18 protein-coding genes are annotated in these 17,728 nt (G+C 66.4%); 9 read left to right on the top strand and 9 right to left on the bottom strand.

Features of this window, described 5'->3' with window-relative positions:
- The first annotated feature begins 40 nt into the window (after nt 1-40).
- From EDC64_RS00945 to EDC64_RS00925, 5 genes are all read left to right on the top strand, one after another.
- A complete protein-coding gene (locus EDC64_RS00945; RefSeq protein WP_132028716.1) occupies nt 41-1,513 on the top strand; it encodes a multicopper oxidase family protein in 1,473 nt (490 codons plus the stop codon).
- On the top strand, nt 1,510-2,727 hold the full coding sequence (locus tag EDC64_RS00940) for a di-heme oxidoredictase family protein (RefSeq protein WP_132028713.1): 1,218 nt from the start codon (nt 1,510-1,512) through the stop codon (nt 2,725-2,727). Before EDC64_RS00945 ends, EDC64_RS00940 begins: the two co-directional genes overlap by 4 nt.
- A gap of 64 nt (nt 2,728-2,791) precedes the next feature.
- On the top strand, nt 2,792-3,856 hold the full coding sequence (locus tag EDC64_RS00935; RefSeq protein WP_165933593.1) for an imelysin family protein: 1,065 nt from the start codon (nt 2,792-2,794) through the stop codon (nt 3,854-3,856).
- A gap of 11 nt (nt 3,857-3,867) precedes the next feature.
- Nucleotides 3,868-5,007: a DUF1513 domain-containing protein gene (locus EDC64_RS00930; RefSeq protein ID WP_132028707.1), complete on the top strand. Its 1,140-nt coding sequence runs from the start codon at nt 3,868-3,870 to the stop codon at nt 5,005-5,007.
- Nucleotides 5,008-5,279: 272 nt separating this feature from the next.
- Nucleotides 5,280-5,621 (top strand): hypothetical protein, encoded by a 342-nt coding sequence (locus tag EDC64_RS00925; RefSeq protein WP_132028704.1) that lies wholly within the window; start codon nt 5,280-5,282, stop codon nt 5,619-5,621.
- A gap of 105 nt (nt 5,622-5,726) precedes the next feature.
- On the opposite strand, the gene EDC64_RS00920 is transcribed toward EDC64_RS00925, so the two are convergent.
- From EDC64_RS00920 to EDC64_RS00905, 4 genes are all read right to left on the bottom strand, one after another.
- On the bottom strand, nt 5,727-6,593 hold the full coding sequence (locus tag EDC64_RS00920) for a tripartite tricarboxylate transporter substrate binding protein (RefSeq protein WP_165933592.1): 867 nt from the start codon (nt 6,591-6,593) through the stop codon (nt 5,727-5,729).
- Nucleotides 6,594-6,948: 355 nt separating this feature from the next.
- Nucleotides 6,949-7,206: a hypothetical protein gene (locus EDC64_RS00915; RefSeq protein WP_132028697.1), complete on the bottom strand. Its 258-nt coding sequence runs from the start codon at nt 7,204-7,206 to the stop codon at nt 6,949-6,951.
- Between the two features lie 211 nt (nt 7,207-7,417).
- Nucleotides 7,418-8,419 carry a Bug family tripartite tricarboxylate transporter substrate binding protein gene (locus EDC64_RS00910; RefSeq protein WP_132028694.1) on the bottom strand — a complete coding sequence of 334 codons (1,002 nt, stop codon included), beginning with the start codon at nt 8,417-8,419 and terminating at the stop codon, nt 7,418-7,420.
- A gap of 72 nt (nt 8,420-8,491) precedes the next feature.
- On the bottom strand, nt 8,492-9,406 hold the full coding sequence (locus EDC64_RS00905) for a LysR family transcriptional regulator (RefSeq protein ID WP_132028691.1): 915 nt from the start codon (nt 9,404-9,406) through the stop codon (nt 8,492-8,494).
- Nucleotides 9,407-9,532: 126 nt separating this feature from the next.
- On the opposite strand from EDC64_RS00905, the gene EDC64_RS00900 reads away from it, so the two are divergent.
- Both EDC64_RS00900 and EDC64_RS00895 read left to right on the top strand, forming a co-directional pair.
- Nucleotides 9,533-10,504, top strand: a complete 972-nt coding sequence (locus EDC64_RS00900) for a Bug family tripartite tricarboxylate transporter substrate binding protein (RefSeq protein WP_132028688.1) — start codon at nt 9,533-9,535, stop codon at nt 10,502-10,504.
- An 18-nt stretch (nt 10,505-10,522) separates the two neighbouring features.
- Nucleotides 10,523-11,047 carry a GlcG/HbpS family heme-binding protein gene (locus EDC64_RS00895; RefSeq protein ID WP_132028685.1) on the top strand — a complete coding sequence of 175 codons (525 nt, stop codon included), beginning with the start codon at nt 10,523-10,525 and terminating at the stop codon, nt 11,045-11,047.
- A 28-nt stretch (nt 11,048-11,075) separates the two neighbouring features.
- Here the strand turns inward: EDC64_RS00895 and EDC64_RS00890 are convergent, their stop codons facing one another.
- From EDC64_RS00890 to EDC64_RS00880, 3 genes are read right to left on the bottom strand one after another with little or no spacing between them, the layout of a single operon-like run.
- Nucleotides 11,076-12,230, bottom strand: a complete 1,155-nt coding sequence (locus EDC64_RS00890) for a c-type cytochrome (protein WP_132028682.1) — start codon at nt 12,228-12,230, stop codon at nt 11,076-11,078.
- Between the two features lie 4 nt (nt 12,231-12,234).
- Nucleotides 12,235-13,095, bottom strand: coding sequence for a glucose 1-dehydrogenase (locus tag EDC64_RS00885; RefSeq protein ID WP_132028679.1), 861 nt, complete (start codon nt 13,093-13,095; stop codon nt 12,235-12,237).
- A 13-nt stretch (nt 13,096-13,108) separates the two neighbouring features.
- Nucleotides 13,109-13,306: a hypothetical protein gene (locus EDC64_RS00880; RefSeq protein ID WP_132028676.1), complete on the bottom strand. Its 198-nt coding sequence runs from the start codon at nt 13,304-13,306 to the stop codon at nt 13,109-13,111.
- A 211-nt stretch (nt 13,307-13,517) separates the two neighbouring features.
- On the opposite strand from EDC64_RS00880, the gene EDC64_RS00875 reads away from it, so the two are divergent.
- Nucleotides 13,518-13,766 (top strand): hypothetical protein, encoded by a 249-nt coding sequence (locus EDC64_RS00875; protein ID WP_132028673.1) that lies wholly within the window; start codon nt 13,518-13,520, stop codon nt 13,764-13,766.
- Between the two features lie 40 nt (nt 13,767-13,806).
- On the opposite strand, the gene EDC64_RS00870 is transcribed toward EDC64_RS00875, so the two are convergent.
- Nucleotides 13,807-14,535 carry an alpha/beta hydrolase family protein gene (locus EDC64_RS00870; RefSeq protein WP_132028670.1) on the bottom strand — a complete coding sequence of 243 codons (729 nt, stop codon included), beginning with the start codon at nt 14,533-14,535 and terminating at the stop codon, nt 13,807-13,809.
- A 4-nt stretch (nt 14,536-14,539) separates the two neighbouring features.
- Nucleotides 14,540-15,637, bottom strand: coding sequence for a DUF3182 family protein (locus EDC64_RS00865; protein ID WP_132029957.1), 1,098 nt, complete (start codon nt 15,635-15,637; stop codon nt 14,540-14,542).
- A 446-nt stretch (nt 15,638-16,083) separates the two neighbouring features.
- On the opposite strand from EDC64_RS00865, the gene EDC64_RS00860 reads away from it, so the two are divergent.
- Nucleotides 16,084-17,706 (top strand): ABC transporter substrate-binding protein, encoded by a 1,623-nt coding sequence (locus tag EDC64_RS00860; RefSeq protein WP_132028667.1) that lies wholly within the window; start codon nt 16,084-16,086, stop codon nt 17,704-17,706.
- Nucleotides 17,707-17,728 lie beyond the last annotated feature (22 nt).

The following is a 17,728-nucleotide window of genomic DNA, read 5'->3' as shown; positions in this document are numbered from 1 at the left end:
TGCCGGCGGCGCGTCCGCCGGCTCGGTCCGAGGGCGGGCAATGATCTCGCGTCGCGCCTTTTCCCTGGGGAGCACCGCCGCAGGCGTCCTCGCTTTGGCCCCCTCGGCCATCGGGCAGGTGCCGGCCTCCATCGACACCTTGCCGGCTTCCGCTCCCGTCACGCGCCTTCCGCTGGTGGCGAAGGAGATCGACTGGCGGCTGCTGGGGCCCGATCGGCCGGCCACCCGGCATTTCTGCGCCTATGACGGCGAACCTTTCAAGGTGTTCCGCTTCAACCGCGGGACGCGGCTCGCGGTGGATTTCGAAAACAGGCTGCCCGATCCGACCACGGTGCATTGGCACGGCATCCGCGTGCCGTATCTGTCCGACGGGGTGGCGCCGCTCACGCAGGAGGTGATCCCGCCGGGCGGCCGGTTCAGCTACAACGTGCCGCTGCCGGATTCCGGCTTTTATTTCTTCCATCCGCATTGCGACGAAACCGGGCAGGTCGGGCGCGGCTTGTTCGCCCTGCTGGTGATCGACAGCCCGGAGGAGCGCAAGGTCGCGTTCGACGCCGAATGCTTCATCGCGGTCAAGGATTGGCGGCTCGGCGATGACGGCCAGTGGATCGCCATGAGCACCGACGAGGGCGCGGCCACCGCAGGCACGTTCGGCACGGTCCGGGCGACCAATGGCAGCATCGTCCCGCCGCGCGTCGAAGTCCCGGCCTATGGTGACGTGCGGGTGCGCACCATCGTTGCGGACGCGACGCGGGTCATCGACCTCGGGTGTGAGACCGAGGATGCCGCCTTGATCGCGGTCGACGGTCAGGCGCTGTTACCGCCCGTTCTCCTCGACAAGCTGCCGGACGGCGTCTGGCGCATGGGCCCCGCCATGCGCGCCGACCTCCAGGTCCGGGTCGGCGCGCCGGGGACCGAGGTTAAGATCCAGGATTATCGCTCCGGCCAACCTTATCTTCTGACCACCCTGGTCGCCGTGGACAAAGGGCTGAAGAAGACCGCGTTCAAGCCGAAATCCCTGCCGGCCTCGACCGCGCCGCAGCCCGATCTCGCCCGCCCGAAGAAGATGGAATATCTGCTCCAGGTCTCGGCCGGTCCGACCATCGTCAGTCCCGCTCTGCCGGCGGACGATCCGCTTTCCAAGGCGCTGGTGGATTCGCTGTGTGTCGGCAGCAAGACCCATTGGGCGATCAGCCGCGACAGTTGGTCGACGCAGGACGCGCTGCGTCTACCGCCTCCGCTCGAAAAGCTCACCGCCGGCACCACTTATGTGGTCGCCTGCACAAACGTCACCAAGCACGTACATCCCATGCACCTGCACGGCCACGTGTTCCGGGTTCTGTCCTCGTCGAAGAAAGCGGGGATGCCGCAATATCTGGCGGACACCGTGATCGTCGAGCCGAACGAGAGCGTCCAGTTCGCGTTCAAGGCGACGAGCGGCAACTGGGTGTTCCACTGTCATATTCTTGAACACATGGACACTGGCCTGATGGGCTGGTTCCGCGTCACATGAGGCGGCGTCTCGTCTGCACCCTCGCCGGCGCCGTGCTGCTGCTCGGGGGGGCGGCGGGGGCGGGGGGCTTGGACCGGCTCGACATCGAGATCGGCGCGGCGCTGTTCGACCGGGCCTGGATCCCGGCGCCGGCTTCGACGCGGGGCGATGACGGGCTGGGGCCGCTGTTCGACGCCCGATCCTGCGCGGCCTGCCACCCACGCGGCGGGCGGGCACCATTGGCTTTCGCACCGGACGGGACGATGCAGGGGCGCGGCGCCGTGCTGGTCCTTGCGCGGCCGGATGGGACGCCGGACCCGGTCTATGGTCGCCGCCTGCAACTCGATGCGGTGCCGGGTCTCGTCCCCGAGGGGGTTCTGGGCGCCATAGATACGGTGTTGCCGGACGGTCGCCGTGCCCGTGCGCCGGCGCCGACCAGGCTCGCCTATGGCCCTCTCGATCCCGCGACAGGCCTCTCGCTGCGCGCCGCACCCGATCTTCGGGGCCGGGGCCTGATCGACAGGGTGCCGGAACAGGCTTTGGTCGAGATCGCCGCAGGCCAGGAGGCGGCCGTGCGCGGCCGCGTCCGGCGGATCCTCCTTGCCGACGGACGCAGCGTCGTCGGCCGCTATGGCTGGAAGGCGTCCCAGCCGGATCTGAAGTCCCAATCGGCCGAGGCCTTCTTTCTCGATATCGGCATGTCGACCCGGCTGCATCCCGAGCCGTGGGGCGATTGCGCGGCGGTCCAGACCGCGTGCCGCGCGGCCCCCCACGGGCGCGAAACGGAGGGGGACGTCGAGATCCCGCCGGCTCTGCTCTCGCGCGTCGTCGCTTATGTCGCCGCGCTGCCCCTTCCTCCGACGCCGCGCGATGCGCAGGGGGCGCGCCTGTTCGCCGCGACCGGCTGCGCCCAATGTCACCGGCCCGAACTCCCTCTGGAGGGCGGCGGGAAGGCGCGGCTCTTTACGGACCTCCTCCTTCACGATCTGGGTCCCGGCCTTGCTGACGCCTTGTCGGAGCCTGGGGCAGCGGAATCGGAATGGCGCACCGCACCCCTTGCCGGCCTCGCCGATGCGCTCGCGCGCGGCACCGGCCTCCTCCATGATGGACGGGCGAACTCGGTCGCCGCGGCGATCGCGTGGCATGGCGGCCAGGCCGAAGGGTCCGCGCAGCGGTTCGCGCGGCTGTCTGCGCGCGATCGGCAGAGACTTCTGGCGTATGTTTCGAAGCTGTAGGGCGCGCGGCGCGCGCCTGCGCCGAGCTGATACCTGTGTCGGGTCCGGGGGCTGGAGCCTTGCGATGAATATGATGTCTGCCCGTCTCGTGGTGATCGCGTTTGTCGTTCTCGGCCTCTCCGTGCCCGCCCGGGCGGCGCCGGCGTTCGACAGCGCGGCGATCATCAAGGCCTGGCTGCTGCCGCGTTACGACGCGCTGGTCGCGGCGACCGCTGCGCAGGCGCAGGCATGGGCCGGCTATTGCCCGGCACCGTCCGCCGCAGGTGTCCCGGCGCTGCAAGAGGCATTCAAAACGACCGCCGATGCGTGGAGCGCGGTCGAATTCGTGACCATGGGGCCCGTGAGCCTCGCGCTACGGCCCGACCGCTTCAATTTCTTTCCGGACCGACGCAACGCCATTCAGCGTGCGATGGCCGAAATCCTCGCCGATCCCGACACGGCGCGCTTCGAGGCGGACCGTTTCGCCCGCTCCAGCGCGGCCGTTCAGGGCCTGCCGGCGATGGAACGCCTGCTCTACGAGGACGGCGCCGCTGCTGCCCTTGCGGCGGGTCCGGAGGCTGCCCGACGCTGCCTCTATGGTCGCGCCATCGCCGTCAATCTCGCCGCCATCGCCAAGGATGTGCGGGACGCCTGGGGCGATGGATCGAGCGGCGCGCTCGGCGCGATTGTCTCCGGGAAGGGTGATCCCGCCTTGTTTCCCGATGTCGGGGCCGTGCCGGGCATGATCCTGACCGACCTCTCCGGCGCCTATCAGCGCGTCACCGATACCCGCATTCTCCCGGTTCTGAACTCCGGCGATCCGCGCCCGTTGCTCGCGGAGGGCTGGCGGTCCGGCCGCTCGGGCCGCGTGGTGACTGTGATGATCACCAGTGCCGACGCGTTGCTCCAGGAGGTGGCGAAGCAGATGCCGAGCCGGCCGCAATGGGTGGTGAACAAGGCGGCCGCTGCTGCGGACAAGGCCGCTGCGGAGTTTCCCGCAGACCTCGGGGCGGCGGCTCAGACTTCCGACGGCGCGGCGAAAATCCAGGCGGCGGTCAAGGTCTTAAAGGCGGCGCAACTGACCGTCTATCGGCCGATCGCGTCTTATTTCGGCATTTCGCTCGGCTTCAACGCTCTCGACGGCGATTGAGGCAGAGGGCCATGACCGTGCGCCTCAGCCGCCGCAGCCTCCTCGCCGGTGCCGGCGCTGCGCTGCTTCTTCCGCGTGGATCGCTCGCGGCGGCGAACGAACGGCTGCACGCTCGCGCCCATGCGATGGACGAGGGCTGGCTCACCACGGTTGCCGAGGGAGACGGCTTCGGTGCCTTCGCATTGAGCGAGGGCTTCGATGCTGCGCCGCGCGTTCCCTCGCCGGTCCGCCTGCATGGCATCGAGGCGAGCCCGCGCGGGCCGCTTGCCGTTGCGGTCGGCCGTCGGCCGGGGCGGATCGCCTTGGTGTTCGACCGCGATGAAGGCGGTCAGGTCGCCGCCTTCGGGCCGGCCGCGGGGCGGGTCTTTTCCGGGCACGGGCGGTTCACGGCGGACGGCGCGCTGTTTCTCACCAATGAGATCGAGCGGCCGAGCGAGGGTCCGGTGCGGACGATGGGCCGCGGGATCGTCGCTGCGCGCGACGTCGCCGGGGGGTTCCAGATCGTCGCCGAATGGCCGACGGGTGGCGACGGCCCCCACGATTTGATGCGCTCGGGGGCTGCCCTCGTGGTGGCAAATGGCGGCATCGAACCCAACACACCTGAGGCGCGCGACGCGGAAGAGACGGGAAGCACCATTTCCCTCATCGATCCCCAATCCGGAGCCTTAAGGGGGGTAGGGGGCCTGCCGCCGGACCTCGGCAGTCTGTCGCTGCGCCATCTGGCACGAGACGGCCGGGGCGGAACCGTGGTTGCGGCGCAGGACCTTCTGAAAGACGGCGTGTCGCGACCCTTGTTGTTCTTCGTCGCGCAGGACGGCGCTCTTCGACCCTTCGAAGCGCCGGAGGCCGAACTGATGGCGCTGCGCGGATATGTCGGATCGGTCGCTTTCGACCGCTCTGGCGCCTATGTCGCCTGCGCCACGCCGCGCGGCAACCGCGTCGCGGTGTGGCGGCGCGACGGGCGTTATCTCGGTGCGGTGCCGCTGGTCGACGGCTGCGGCCTTGCGGCGACGCGTGAACCCGGGCGTTTTGTCGCCACGAGCGGCTATGGCGAGGTGGTCCTGATCGCGATTGCGGAGGGGCAAGTCGCCATCGTCTGGCGGCGGACAGGGGGGCCGCGCTTCGATAATCACATGGTGGAGCTGCCTTGACGCTGGATTGTATCCATTCAAGGGCATGATCTGCATACTTCGCGAAAAGCATGAATTTAATTTAGGCAAACACGCCGAATTGTCTTCGATTTCGCTGCCAAATGCTTGTGACACGCCAGAAAATGGATAGAACCCCCGCCCATGGAGAGGCAGCAGGTCCTTTTGCGCTGCAATGGGTTCTGACGGCTTCTCTGGCGAAGTCTTGGCGAAAGCGGAGGTCCGGGGATTTCGCCCGAGCCGGAGCGGACGCGCAAGAAAAACGGGAGTTGGGAATGAACGATGACACTGCCCTGGTCGACCGCGTGGTCGATGCCTCCATCGATCTGGAGCGGGCGATCGACCGGCTGAAGGATACGTTGCGCGCCCGCAAGTTCCGCCAGGCCGTCGAAATCCTCGAGCCTGCGCGTCAGGCCGAAATGCTGGACATCATGACCGAGATGACCGGCGCCCTGCGGTCGCGCACCACCGAATACGAAACCTTGCTCGACAAGTGGGACGCCCACGACGCCGAGATGGCCGCCCGCCGGAAGCTGGCAGAAGTCGCCGCCGCCGCCGAGGTGCAGGCCGAGACGACGTCTGAGGCGACGACCGGGATCAAGTCCGAAGCGGCGTGAAGTCCCGGCCCGCAAAAGCGGGCGCGGGATGCCGACCATTGCGCGCCGGGCCTTGTGCCGCGGCGCGCAACCCCGAGAGCCGGGTGTGCCGCCCGCGATCGCCCGTCAATCGGCTTTGAGGCTCGCGTCCTTCACCAGCTGGCTCCAGCGCTTGGTCTCGTTGGCCACTTGCGCGTCCGCCTCGGCGACGGTGGAGCCGACAGCGACGAGCCCCAAGCCTTCGAGGCGTTGGGTCGCGTCGGGCATTTTGATCCCCGCCACGATCGCTTTGTTGAGTGCCGCCACCACGGCATCCGGCGTGGCGGCCGGAACCAGGACGGGATACCAGGCTTCGATCGCATAGCCCTTCAAGCCGGCTTCCTCCATCGTCGGCACATTCTCCCAGCCTTTCATGCGCGTCGTGCCGGTGGTGGCGATCGCCTTCAGGCGGCCGTCCTTGACGAAGCTGGCGGCGATGAGCGGGCTCACGATGCTCATGTCCACCCGGCCGGCGGCGAGATCCACCATCAATTCTCCGGTGCCTTTGTAGGGCACGTGGAGAATGTCGAGGCCGGCATCCTTCTTCAGCAGTTCCGCAGCGAGATGGAGCGGCGTCCCATTGCCGGACGAAGCATAGGTGAGGCCGCCGGGCTTGGACTTCGCCAGAGCGATCAGATCCTGCAGGGAACTGACCGGGAGGTCCGCCCGCACCACGAGGACCGAGGGGCCGGCGGTCACGATCGTCACCGGGCGCAGATCCGAGACCTTGTAGGGGGTCTTGCCGATCAGCGGGTTCACGACATAGCCCATCGAGGCGAGGATCGAGGTGTAGCCGTCGGGAGCGGAGCGCGCGACATAGTCGACGGCGATCGAGCCGCCAGCACCCGCGCGATTCTCCACGACCACCGTCTTGCCGAAGGCTTCGGACATTTTCTGAGCCACCAGGCGGCCGATGACGTCGTTCGGTCCCCCGGGCGGGAATGGGATCACCATCGTGAGATTCCGATCGGGAAACTCCGCGGCGGCCGGCCCTGCCAGCGCGATAGCGGCCATCGCCGCACACGCCGCCAGCCGTGCGGCCCGGCCGAGCATTCCAACGCTTACACCCATCGCCCTGCTCCTTGGCGGTCCCAGCCGCCGCATGCTCATTGAGAGGGGGGCGATAATGCCGCGCGCGCATCGGATTGGCGCGACCAAACATCAAGCAGAGGCGGCCCGAGAAGCAGGCAATTGCCTTCTTGACCGGCGGATAGAGGCCCACGCTGGGCGACACGAATTGGCGGAATTGGGAAGTGGGAGGGCGGCCGGCGGCGTTCACCACCGGCCGCGGACGTCCCTGACGCGCCGGTCAGAGGATCCGTTGCTGCGCTTCGGGCGTGAGGCGCATGGCGTCCGCGAAGGTCTCGAAGGCCCGCCAGGCGCGCCGTTGCAGATCGGGGCCGCTGGCGGATTCCATCTGGTCGAGCAACATTTCGGCATGCTCGCCCACCGGATGGCCGCGCATGAACGCGGCGGCATCCTCCAGAGAACGCAGGACGATGCTGGACCCGGAGACCGCGACCTTGAGGGGACGGAACGACTCCGGAACAGGAGCGTACACGATCATATCTGGTCCTCCTTATTGTTCGGGCCGCATTCGGCCTCTTGATTGGTTCGGCTTACGCACATCGCGCCCGGAACGGGCCGCGCGCGAGACATAGGCTGGAGGTGCGGATCGGAACCCTATCGACCCGCCAAACGCAGAAACGGCCGGCCCCCGACTTTGTTCCAAGGTCTTGGAGATTTGGCGCGCCTTCACCGTCGGCCCGCAGCAAGCCTCAATCGACGCGGGCCCCGGACGCTTTGACCACCTTGGCCCATTTCTCCTTCTCGCTCTTCACGAAGGCGCCGAACTCGTCCGGGGTCATCGGACGCATTTCCGCACCCACCTCGGCGTAACGCTGCTTGACCGCCGGATCCTGCAATGTCTTCAGCACTTCGGCATTGAGCGTGTCGACTACGGCCTTGGGCGTGCCGGCCGGCGCGAACAAGGCGAACCAGCTTGACGCATCGAAGCCCGGCACGCCGGATTCCGCGATCGTGGGCACGTCGGGCAGAGCCGGCGAGCGCTGGGCCGAGGTGACGGCGATGGGGCGGAGCGTGCCGGCGCGGATCTGGCCGATCGAAGAGGGTAAGTTGTCGAACATGACGTCGACCTGCCCGCCCACGAGGTCGTTCACTGCCGGGCCGGAGCCGCGATAGGGCACATGGACGAGATCGACCCCCGTCGCCTGCTTGAACATCTCGCCCGACAGGTGGATCGAGGTGCCGTTGCCGGAAGAGGCCATCGTCAGCGGCGGGCGCGCGGCCTTCGCCTCGGCGATGAATTCCTGCACCGTCTTCGCCTTGACCTTGTTGGGGTTGACTTCGAGCACATTCGGCACCCCGGCGACGAAGGCAACCGGGACGAAATCCTTCAGCGGATCGTATGGCATCTTGGAATAGAGGCTCGCATTGATGGCGTGCGTGCCGACCGTGCCCATGACCAGAGTGTAGCCGTCCGGATCGGCCCGCGCGACGGAATCCGTGCCGGTATTGCCGCCCGCACCGGCCTTGTTCTCGACGATGAATTGCTGGCCGAGCGCCTTGCCGAGCCGGTCCGCCATCAGCCGCGCGAAGATGTCCGTCGTCCCGCCGGCGGGGAAGGGCACCACCATATGCACCGTCCGGTTGGGGTAATCGGCTGCGAAGCCGGCATTCGGCTGGGCGAGGCCAAGCGCGAGGGCGAGCATCGCCGCGCAGGACGCGGCAAGACGAGGGGCGATTTTGGGCATCCGCATGAAACTTCCTCCACTGCGCGCGTTCTTCGCTCGGGCGCGCTGCGCGGACTGTGCCACAACTTTTGCGTCGGCTCATCCTTGCGGTGCACCAGACCAGGTGCGCCGGACCGTCTCCAGGACATGCTGCTTGAACGCTTCCGCGGCGGGAGAAAGCGAAAATCCGGCGCGGTGGGCACACACCACTTCCCGTTCGACGACCGGCGCTTCCAGCCGCCGCCAGCCGACGCGCGCCGTATCGGCGAGCGCGGTGGCGTAACCCGGGACGATCGCGACCCCGAGCCCGGCGCCGACCAAGCCGAGCAGGGTGCCGACATAGGTTGCCTCGAAGGCCGGCTCCAGCGACAGGCCGGCAGCGGCAAACCCGGTTTCCGCGAGTTCGCGGAACACGCTGCCGCGCGGCACCGTCAGAACCGGGACGTTGTCGAGATCGGCCCAGCGGAGGGTGTCCAGATGGCCGAGGGCGTGGCCCCTGGGGTGTACGGCGACCATCGATTCCCGAAACAGCAGCACCTTCGTGACGTCGTCGTCGCCGCGCCGGAACGTTCCGATCCCGAGATCCGCCGTGCCCGCCCGGACGAGGGGTAGGACCTCGTTCGGCAGCGTGTCACAGAGCACCAGGTCGATGCCGGGGAAGGCGTCCCGGAAGCCCGCAAGGATCGGCGGCAGGAAGGTGGCGGCGAGGATCAGCGGGGCGGCCACCACTACGCGGCCACGCTGCTTGGCGAAGAGCGTATCGAGATGACCCACCGCATGGTCGAGGTCGTCGAGGATGCGGCGTGCGCTGGCAAAGAAATCGAGTCCCACCGCCGTTGCCGAGGCGGAGCGCGTGGTGCGGTCGATCAGCCGTGCTCCGATCGCCGCTTCGAGATCGCGCACCAGAAGGCTCAAGGCGGATTGGGTCAGATGCATGTCGCTGGCCGCCTTGGTGAAGCTTCCCCGCTCGACCACCAGGACGAAGGCGCGCAATTGGCGCAGCGTGATATTCATGAGCGTATCATATCAGTTCATAAGAAAGTTTCGTTTGTTTTATAAATCATCGGCCGGTCTAGTGCCCAGAGGGAAGAAACGACGCGCCGGGCTTCAGGCTGCTGCGCGCTGAAAAAGGAACAGGGCATGATCTCACGTCGCTTCGCGGCCGCGCTCGGCGCGGCGCTTCTGCTCGCGCCGGGTATCGTCGCAGCCCAGGACGCCTATCCCTCCCGCCCCATCAAGATGGTGGTGGGCTTCCCGGCCGGCAGCACGACGGATGTCGCCTCCCGGATCGTCGCTCAGCACATGAGCACGACGCTCGGTCAGCCCGTGGTGGTCGACAATCGGCCCGGCGCCAGCAGCAACACGGCCGCCGGCGTCGTCGCGAACGGTCCGGCCGACGGCTACACGCTGTTCGTGACGACCATCGCCAATACGATCAATGAAAGCCTGCAGCCGTCCGCGGCCGTCGATCTCGCCAAGGTGTTCGCCCCGATCGCCCAGATCGGCAGCGTGCCGAACATTCTGGTGGTGCATCCTTCTCTGGAGGTGGTGGCGGTGCCGGAACTGATCGCGGCCGCCAAGAAGACTCCCGGCCGCATCACCTATGCCTCCTCGGGCATCGGCACCTCGCCCCATCTGTCGGGCGAGCTGTTCAGCATGATGGCGGACATCAAGATGCTGCACGTGCCCTATAAGGGCTCGTCGCCTGCGGTAACGGACCTGCTGTCCGGCCAGGTCCTCGTCATGTTCTCGCCGGCCTCGACCGTGCTGCCGCATATCAAGTCGGGCAAGCTCAAGGCGCTTGCCGTCACCAGCGCGAAGCGCACGGAAGCGGCGCCGGACCTTCCCACCATTGCCGAATTCGGCCTCACCGGATTTGAAACGTCCGTGTGGTTCGGCCTGGAGGCTCCGAAGGCGACGCCGCCGGACGTGATCGCCAAGCTCAGCGTGGCGGTGGCGAAGGCACAGCAGGCGCCCGAGGTGCGCGAGCAATTCAAGGCGCAGGGCATCGACATCGTTGTGGCCGGGCCGGAGGCCTTCGGGCGCGCCATCCAGAGCGAAGTCGAGAAATGGGCGCAGGTGGTCAAGACCGCCGGCATCAAGGCGCAATAGGAACGGACAGGTTCAGTCATGGCAAAGCTGACAGCGGTAGAATGCCGGGCCTTCATCCAGGCGGTGGTCGAGAAGGCCGAGGAGATGCGCGTGCCGATCTCGGTCGCGGTGGTCGGGCCGGAGGGGCACCTGATCGCGCTCGAACGGATGGACGATGCGGGCTTCATCACGCCCGACATCGCGCGCGGCAAGGCCTATACGGCCTGCGCCTTCCGGGCGATGAGCCCGCGCTTCCCGGACGGCCTCGTAATCCAGCAATGGTTCAAGGAGCGCAACCCGCAGATGATGATGAACGCATCGATCTTCACCAATGGCCAGATCGTTGCCTCGGGCGGCTGCGCACCGGTCTTCAAGGGTGACGAAATGGTCGGTGCCTATGGCATCAGCGGCGGGACGTCGGGCCAGGACGAAGAGATGGCGATCTATGCTCGCGCAAAGGTCGGCTGGGCGCATCTGTCCGAAACCGACACCACGCCGCCGGACGTCAAGGAGCACATCAACGAAATCTACGCCCGCATGGGATTGAAGGACCGCGCCCTCTGAAAACCCGCAGGGCACCCGGAATTGCCGATCATTGCGGCCGGCCTGTCTTCGCGTCCCGTTGGCCGGTTTCGCCCGCGGGGTCGAGAGTGGCGAAATAGGTCGAGACAGCAGCAATATCGTCCGGCGTGAGGCGCTCGGCAATCGGCGCCATAATGGCGTTCAAAGCCGTGCTGCCCTTGTCCCCCCGCTTCCAGGCGTGAAGTTGGGCAGCGAGGTACGCTGAACTTTGGCCGGCGAGGCGGGGGTAGAGCGGTGATGCGTCCGGCCCATGGCAAGACAGGCAAGGGGGAATGCCTGCGACTGCGCGGCCTTCGGCGGCAAGGTGCCGGCCGGCTGCCGTCGACGCACCGGCCTCCTGCCCAGCCGAGGCCTCGGCAGGGGCCGGAGACGGCAGCCGGGCATAATAGTCCGCAAGGTGGCGAAGATCGGCAGTCGAGAGTCCCGATACGGCCAGCTGCATGATCCCGCTATGGCGGGTGCCTGCGGCATAGGCTTCGAGCGCCGCGCGCAGCATTTCTGCCGGCTGACCCTGGAGGCGGGGCACCCGCGCACTCGGCGGGGGGCGATCTTCCGCACCATGGCAGCGCGCGCAGGCTCCCACCGCATCGGTGACACTGCTGGCGAGCGCAAGCTCCCGGCCGGAGGAGGGCGCGATCTCCACCCCGCCCATCGCCAAGCGGCGATATGCGACCGCATCTAAGCCCGGCAGCGCCCAGAGAAAGGCGACCATGGCCCAGACTTCGTCGTCGCGGCTGGCAGCCGGCCAAGCCGGCATGCCTGTGTATTTGATCCCGTGCTTGACGATCCAGAACAGCTCGCCCGCTGTCCATGCCGCGCGCGCGCCCACCAGCGAGGGGGGAGCCGGGAGCATCGCGGCGGCGACCGGGGAAATCGGGGTGCCAGGTGCGCCATGACAATAAGCGCAGCCGGCGTAAAAGTGGCCCGCGCCGAGCCTGATCAAATCGGGATCTTCGAGGTCGGGGCTACCGTTCGGCGCCCGCAGATCCACGGACTGCGTGAGGCCGAACCGGAGGAAGCGCTCGACCGCGCGGATATGGCCGCTGCTGGCGGCGATGTTATAGAGCCCGGACCAGGCGACGATGAAACCGCCGCCTGCCCCGACCACCGCAAGAATTGCCAGACCGATGGCGGCCCTGCGGAGCGTGAGGCGCGGCGGGCGCATCGCGTCAGAGAAAGGGACGGCCGCCGGTCACGGCGATGGTCGCCCCCGAGACGTAGCTCGACAGGGGATCGGCGAGCATCACATAGGCCGTCGCGAGTTCCGCCGGCTGTCCGGGCCGCTTCATCGGCACATTGGCGCCGAAACTGGCGACCGCCTCCTCCGGCATCGTGGCTGGGATCAGCGGCGTCCAGATCGGTCCGGGCGCGACCGCGTTCACGCGGATCCGCTTCTCGGCCAGCAATTGGGCGAGGCCCGCGGTGAAATTATGAATCGCGCCCTTCGTCGTCGCATACGCCAGCAAGGTCGGATTCGGCGCGTCCGAATTGATCGACGCCGTGTTGATGATCGCACCGCCCTGCGGCATATGCGGGACGGCGGCCTTGCACAGGTAGAACATCGCGTGAAGGTTCACCTTGAAGGTGAGCTCCCATTCCGCGTCGGAAATCTCGTCGAGGTTTTCGAAGGTCGCCTGATGGGCGGCATTGTTGACCAAGATGTCGATCCTGCCGAACGTCTCGATCGCCCGGTCGATCACATGTCGGCAATGGCGCGAGTCCGCCAGGTCGCCGGCGACCAACTCGACGGTCCGCCCTTCCGATTCCAGAAGTCCGCGCGTCGCCTCGGCGTCGGTATGCTCGTCGAGGTAGGAAATCAAAATGTCCGCGCCCTCGCGGGCGAAGGCCAGCGCCACCGCGCGACCGATCCCGCTGTCGCCGCCGGTGATCACGGCGACCTTGCCGGCGAGTTTGCCGGAGCCGCGATAGCTCTCTTCGCCATGGTCAGGCGTGGGCCGCATGCGAACCGTAGCCCCGGGCGGCGATTGCGTCTGGGCGGGAAACGGCGGCGTGGGGTGGGCGCTGGCCATTGTCAAATCCTTCCTATTCGGGCGCCGGGCCGGCTTCGCCGGCGCGGCCCGTGGGTTGGTCCTCGCCACGTTTTCCGATGCCGAGCATCGCCGCCTCGCGCGTCGGATAGGGGCCCGAAACGGCATGCCCGTCGGGGGTGAGGGCCCACCACCCTTCCGAGAGGTTTCGCGTCTCGGCGTCCTGCGCGCCGATAAAGGTCGGGACGAGCATAGGCGGCCTCCGATGTGGATCTTCCAGGGAGAACGTCGCGCGCGCGCGGCTGTTCCTGAGGAACCCTTCCCGCGTCGAAAGGGTTGGCCAGACGAGGCGAACCGGCACGCGAGCCGAATGATCGCCCCATCGGGATCGCTCGGCGCGATCCCGTGGTCACACAAGGGTGGCCGGCAGGCCTCGCCCACGTGGAATCGAAAGGGATGCTGACATGGCGAACGCCAGCAGAAAGCATATGGGACCCAACACACGGGGGAAGGGGGCCGGCGTCGGCGCCACCTCGGAGATCGCCCCGGAAGCTCTGCCCGAGCATGGCGTGCTCTCCAACCGCGACAAGGCTGCCCACACGGAGGAGCGCGGGCTCGACAGCAAAGGCGTTCAGACGGATGAGTGGCGGACCCATGCCGCAAACCGGATGCCCCGCTCGGACGATCCTGGCGAAAAGGGCGAGAACGACTGACGCCACAAGGTGGGCGGCGCCGTGCCGCCCACCGCCTCTGCTACCGCGCGCCGAGCACCATTTCGCGGATCCATCCGGTGAGGAGATCGGTATAAGCGCGCCGCATATGCGGCTCGGAGAGGCCGTGATCGGCGCCTTCGATGACCCTGTAGGTCAAGGAGCGGACTTTCCGAAATGCCGTCACATAATTTGCGATGGTGGGGTGGGGAATATAATCGTCCCGTTCCGATTCGATCACCAGGACATCGCCTCGAAAGTCGGCGCATGCGGCAAGCGCGCGATTTTCCGCGGGTGCCAGAGCCTGATCGCGGAACATGGTGAGATCGGTGCGGTCCAGCTTGCCCTTCGGCCGCTCCCAGTGCTGGTCGCGATAGAGGGCCGGGACGCGGAGCGACATCCATCGGACCGGCCGCACGGCTGAGAGCAAGGGGGCGAGATAGGCCCCGTAGCTCGAACCGATCACCGCGATCGACGATCTGTCCACCATCGGGTGGGAGACCAATTGATCATAAGCGGCGAGCGCATCCTCGAAATTCTCGCGCGGCGTGACCCGGTCGCGCAGACCTTCCGTTTTCGCGTGCCCGCGCAAATCGAAGGTGAAACACAGGCAACCCAGCGCGGCGATGTCCTTGGCCCGCTTGAGATCGCTGTCCTGGCTGCCGGACCAGCCGTGAAGAAACAGCACGCCGGGAACCCCGGTCTCCGGGATTGCGAACGTGCCGGCGAGGCTCTGCGACCCGACAGGAAAAGACGTGCTCACGCTATGCATGGGATCAAGCCTCGACGATTGCGTACTTTGTAAGATGACCAACCTCCGTATCGTCGCCTTGGTAATAGATCATCGCATCTTCGGGAAGGCGGGGTCCCGCCCCGTAGACTTCGACACATCGCGCGGCGACGGCATCGCGCAGGGGATCTGCGAGGAGTGCGGCGAGCCCGGCGAGTTCGGCGCCTGTGGCACCGCCCAGCCGCCAGGATTGTTCGAGCACCCCGCATCGCAAGGTGCCGGCCGTATCCTCCCCGACCACGACGTCGTAATTGCGTCGGCTCGCCAGAAAGCCCGGAAAACAGGCATCCGCCGCCGCATCGTATCTGCGCGCGAACAGGACCGCCGCCCGCGCGATCGGATCGATAGTCTGGCGGAGGAGGGCCTCGAACCCGCCGGCGGCGAGGAACAGGCTGGATCCGCCATAAGCGGGGCTCCCGGTATTGTCGTAGGTGATGTGCTGACGCCCGCAATAGGCAACCGAAAGCCCTGGCAAACGCATCTCGCCGATGCTCAAGGTCTCGACCTTGGTGAGGTTTTCCTCGAGGACGAGGCCGCAGCACTCCACCGCTGCGGCGTCCAATCCGCCGAGGGTGGCATCAAGGCCAGCGGCATCGTGAACGATGCTCTGGGAGAGGCCGCCATCGGCCCAGGCGGGCTTCAGCCGCACCGGGCCTTTTGCGAGCAGCCGCCGCGCGGCGGCTCGGGCATCCGGCATGGAAAAAGCCGTGAAGCCGTGGAGCACGCAGTCCCCGACGGCCACGCCGAAGGCGGGCGTCCAGCCGTCCGGCGCGGGGGCGTCCGGTCCGACGAGGCCGTGCGTTATCGCTTTTCCGGCGACGACGGGGGCCGGGACGACGCCGCCGAACAGGTCGCCTTCCCCCCGGATGCCGAGCTGCGCCGCTTCTGCGCAGGTGAGGGTCGTGTCCGGGACGACATAGGCCGAGGTCTCCGGCGTAGCGGCATTGGGTGGGGCGGCATTGGGTGGGGCGGCATTGGGTGGGGCGGCATCGCCGCGATGGTCGTAGCCGAGAAGAGCGGCAAGTCGGCCGGCCAAGGCCACCACGCTCATGGCCCGGTGGCCATGGAGATTTCCGCGCCGCATCGGGCCGAGATGGTGAACGAGCCCCCGTTTCTGCAGGGGAGGAGGGTGTGCGGCACCGAATTTTATCCGTCCGAACAACACCATGGCAGAGTCTCTCGGTTGGGAATGAGGGCCGGCGGCGATCAGGGACGGCACGGCTGCCGTGCTGCGCCCCTCTGGCCGGGCGTCGAAAGTCCAACGCAGTCGCCTCCGGCACGTTCCGCCTGCCCAATGGGCAATCAGGCAAAGCACGGCGATGGAGGGTTGAGCATCCGTCTGCAGGTAATTGCATGCAATATGTACAAATGTGAGTAAAAAATATGCAAAATGAAGCCTGACAAAGATTTTATACACGAGAAAAACATACATAAGTTGTTATAAAATAACGAAATATAAAAACTGGTATGCAATTGGCACGACCCTTGAATAGGAGGAGAGGACAGCCGCTCCACATGGGGGATGTTTTCATGAACCGCCGTGAATTCCTGCAGTCCGCTTCCGCCACCGCCGTCGCCACCGGGACCGGCGTCGCCGCGCCCGCCGTGTTCTCGCCCGCCCGCGCCCAGGGCCGGGCGGAGACCCTGCTCATCGTCTCCGAAAGCGGACCGAATAATCTGGATATCCAAGGTGTTGGCACCAACGTTCCCGGCTACGAGGCCAATTGGAACTGCTATGACCGCCTCATCACCCATCCGATGAAGGAGGTGAACGGCACGCCCTATTATGACCGCGACAAGTTCGAGGGTCAGCTCGCCGAGGACATGAAGGTCGGCGACATGTCGGTGACGTTCAAGCTGAAGAGCAAGGCGGTGTTCCAGGACGGCACGCCGGTCACCGCCAAGGATGTGAAATGGTCGCTCGATCGGGCCGTCACCGTCGGCGGCTTCCCGACCTTCCAGATGAAGGCGGGGTCGCTCGAGAAGCCGGAACAATTCGTCGTGGTCGACGACCGGACCATCCGGGTCGATTTCATCCGAAAGGACCGTTTGACCATTCCTGATCTCGCGGTCATCGTGCCCTGCGTCTACAATTCTGAACTCGTCAAGAAGAACGCCACCGAGAAGGACCCCTGGGGTCTCGAATATACAAAGCAGAACACGGTCGGATCCGGTCCCTATAAGGTGACCAAATGGACCCCGGGCACCGAGGTCATTTTCGAGCGCAACGACGCCTGGGTCGGCGGCCCGATGCCCAAGATGAAGCGCATCGTGTGGCGGATGGTACCCTCGGCCGGCAATCGTCGCGCGCTGCTCGAGCGGGGTGATGCCGATATTTCCTATGATCTTCCGAATAAAGACTTCGTCGAGCTGAAGGAGAGTGGCAAGCTCACCATCATTTCGACGCCGTATTCCAATGGCGTTCAGTATATGGGCATGAACGTCACCAAGCCGCCCTTCGACAATATCAAAGTTCGCCAGGCGATGGCCTATGCCATGCCGTATCAAAAGATTATGGATGCCGTTCTGTTCGGTCTGTCCAAGCCGATGTTCGGAGCGCCGGCGGGCCATCAGACGGAAGTTGCCTGGCCGCAGCCGACAAAATACGTCACGGATCTCGCCAAGGCCAAGGCGTTGCTCGCCGAGGCCGGTTATCCCAACGGGTTCGAGACCGACATCTCCTTCGACCTCGGCTTCGCCGGCGTCAACGAGCCTATCTGCGTGCTGGTGCAGGAGAATTTGGCGCAGCTCGGGATCAAGACGACGATCAACAAGATCCCCGGGGCGAACTGGCGGACCGAGCTGAACAAGAAGGTCCTGCCGATGTACACCAACGTGTTCTCGGGCTGGCTGGATTATCCCGAATACTTCTTCTTCTGGTGCTATCACGGCAATAATTCCGTCTTCAACACCATGAGCTACAAATCACAGGCGATGGACACGTTCATCGACGGTGCCCGGCTCGCCGCCGCGACCGGGGACAAGGCGGCCTACGACACCGACATCAGGGGAATGGTCGATCTCGCCTTCGCCGACGTGCCGCGCATCCCGCTGTTCCAGCCTTACGTGAACGTCGCGATGCAGAAGAACGTGACCGGCTACGAATACTGGTTCCACCGCCGCCTCAACTATGCCTCGCTGGCCAAGGGCTGAGCCGGGCTGAGCCGGGCTGAGC

This window comes from Aquabacter spiritensis (assembly GCF_004346185.1).
GTDB classification, from domain to species: Bacteria; Pseudomonadota; Alphaproteobacteria; order Rhizobiales; family Xanthobacteraceae; genus Aquabacter; species Aquabacter spiritensis.
Note: the sequence above shows the minus strand (reverse complement) of the source record. Positions and strands in the feature narration are given on the sequence as shown.

Excerpts from the sequence above, each read along its gene's own strand:
- EDC64_RS00940 (WP_132028713.1), top strand. The coding sequence starts at position 1,510 with ATGAGGCGGCGTCTCGTCTGCACCCTCGCCGGCGCCGTGCTGCTGCTC.
- EDC64_RS00935 (WP_165933593.1), top strand. The coding sequence starts at position 2,792 with ATGAATATGATGTCTGCCCGTCTCGTGGTGATCGCGTTTGTCGTTCTC.
- EDC64_RS00910 (WP_132028694.1), bottom strand. The coding sequence starts at position 8,419 with ATGCGGATGCCCAAAATCGCCCCTCGTCTTGCCGCGTCCTGCGCGGCG.
- EDC64_RS00895 (WP_132028685.1), top strand. The coding sequence starts at position 10,523 with ATGGCAAAGCTGACAGCGGTAGAATGCCGGGCCTTCATCCAGGCGGTG.
- EDC64_RS00865 (WP_132029957.1), bottom strand. The coding sequence starts at position 15,637 with ATGCGGCGCGGAAATCTCCATGGCCACCGGGCCATGAGCGTGGTGGCC.
- EDC64_RS00930 (WP_132028707.1), top strand. The coding sequence starts at position 3,868 with ATGACCGTGCGCCTCAGCCGCCGCAGCCTCCTCGCCGGTGCCGGCGCT.
- EDC64_RS00890 (WP_132028682.1), bottom strand. The coding sequence starts at position 12,230 with ATGCGCCCGCCGCGCCTCACGCTCCGCAGGGCCGCCATCGGTCTGGCA.
- EDC64_RS00870 (WP_132028670.1), bottom strand. The coding sequence starts at position 14,535 with ATGCATAGCGTGAGCACGTCTTTTCCTGTCGGGTCGCAGAGCCTCGCC.
- EDC64_RS00900 (WP_132028688.1), top strand. The coding sequence starts at position 9,533 with ATGATCTCACGTCGCTTCGCGGCCGCGCTCGGCGCGGCGCTTCTGCTC.
- EDC64_RS00860 (WP_132028667.1), top strand. The coding sequence starts at position 16,084 with ATGAACCGCCGTGAATTCCTGCAGTCCGCTTCCGCCACCGCCGTCGCC.
- EDC64_RS00885 (WP_132028679.1), bottom strand. The coding sequence starts at position 13,095 with ATGGCCAGCGCCCACCCCACGCCGCCGTTTCCCGCCCAGACGCAATCG.
- EDC64_RS00915 (WP_132028697.1), bottom strand. The coding sequence starts at position 7,206 with ATGATCGTGTACGCTCCTGTTCCGGAGTCGTTCCGTCCCCTCAAGGTC.
- EDC64_RS00925 (WP_132028704.1), top strand. The coding sequence starts at position 5,280 with ATGAACGATGACACTGCCCTGGTCGACCGCGTGGTCGATGCCTCCATC.
- EDC64_RS00880 (WP_132028676.1), bottom strand. The coding sequence starts at position 13,306 with ATGCTCGTCCCGACCTTTATCGGCGCGCAGGACGCCGAGACGCGAAAC.
- EDC64_RS00905 (WP_132028691.1), bottom strand. The coding sequence starts at position 9,406 with ATGAATATCACGCTGCGCCAATTGCGCGCCTTCGTCCTGGTGGTCGAG.
- EDC64_RS00920 (WP_165933592.1), bottom strand. The coding sequence starts at position 6,593 with ATGGTGATCCCATTCCCGCCCGGGGGACCGAACGACGTCATCGGCCGC.
- EDC64_RS00875 (WP_132028673.1), top strand. The coding sequence starts at position 13,518 with ATGGCGAACGCCAGCAGAAAGCATATGGGACCCAACACACGGGGGAAG.
- EDC64_RS00945 (WP_132028716.1), top strand. The coding sequence starts at position 41 with ATGATCTCGCGTCGCGCCTTTTCCCTGGGGAGCACCGCCGCAGGCGTC.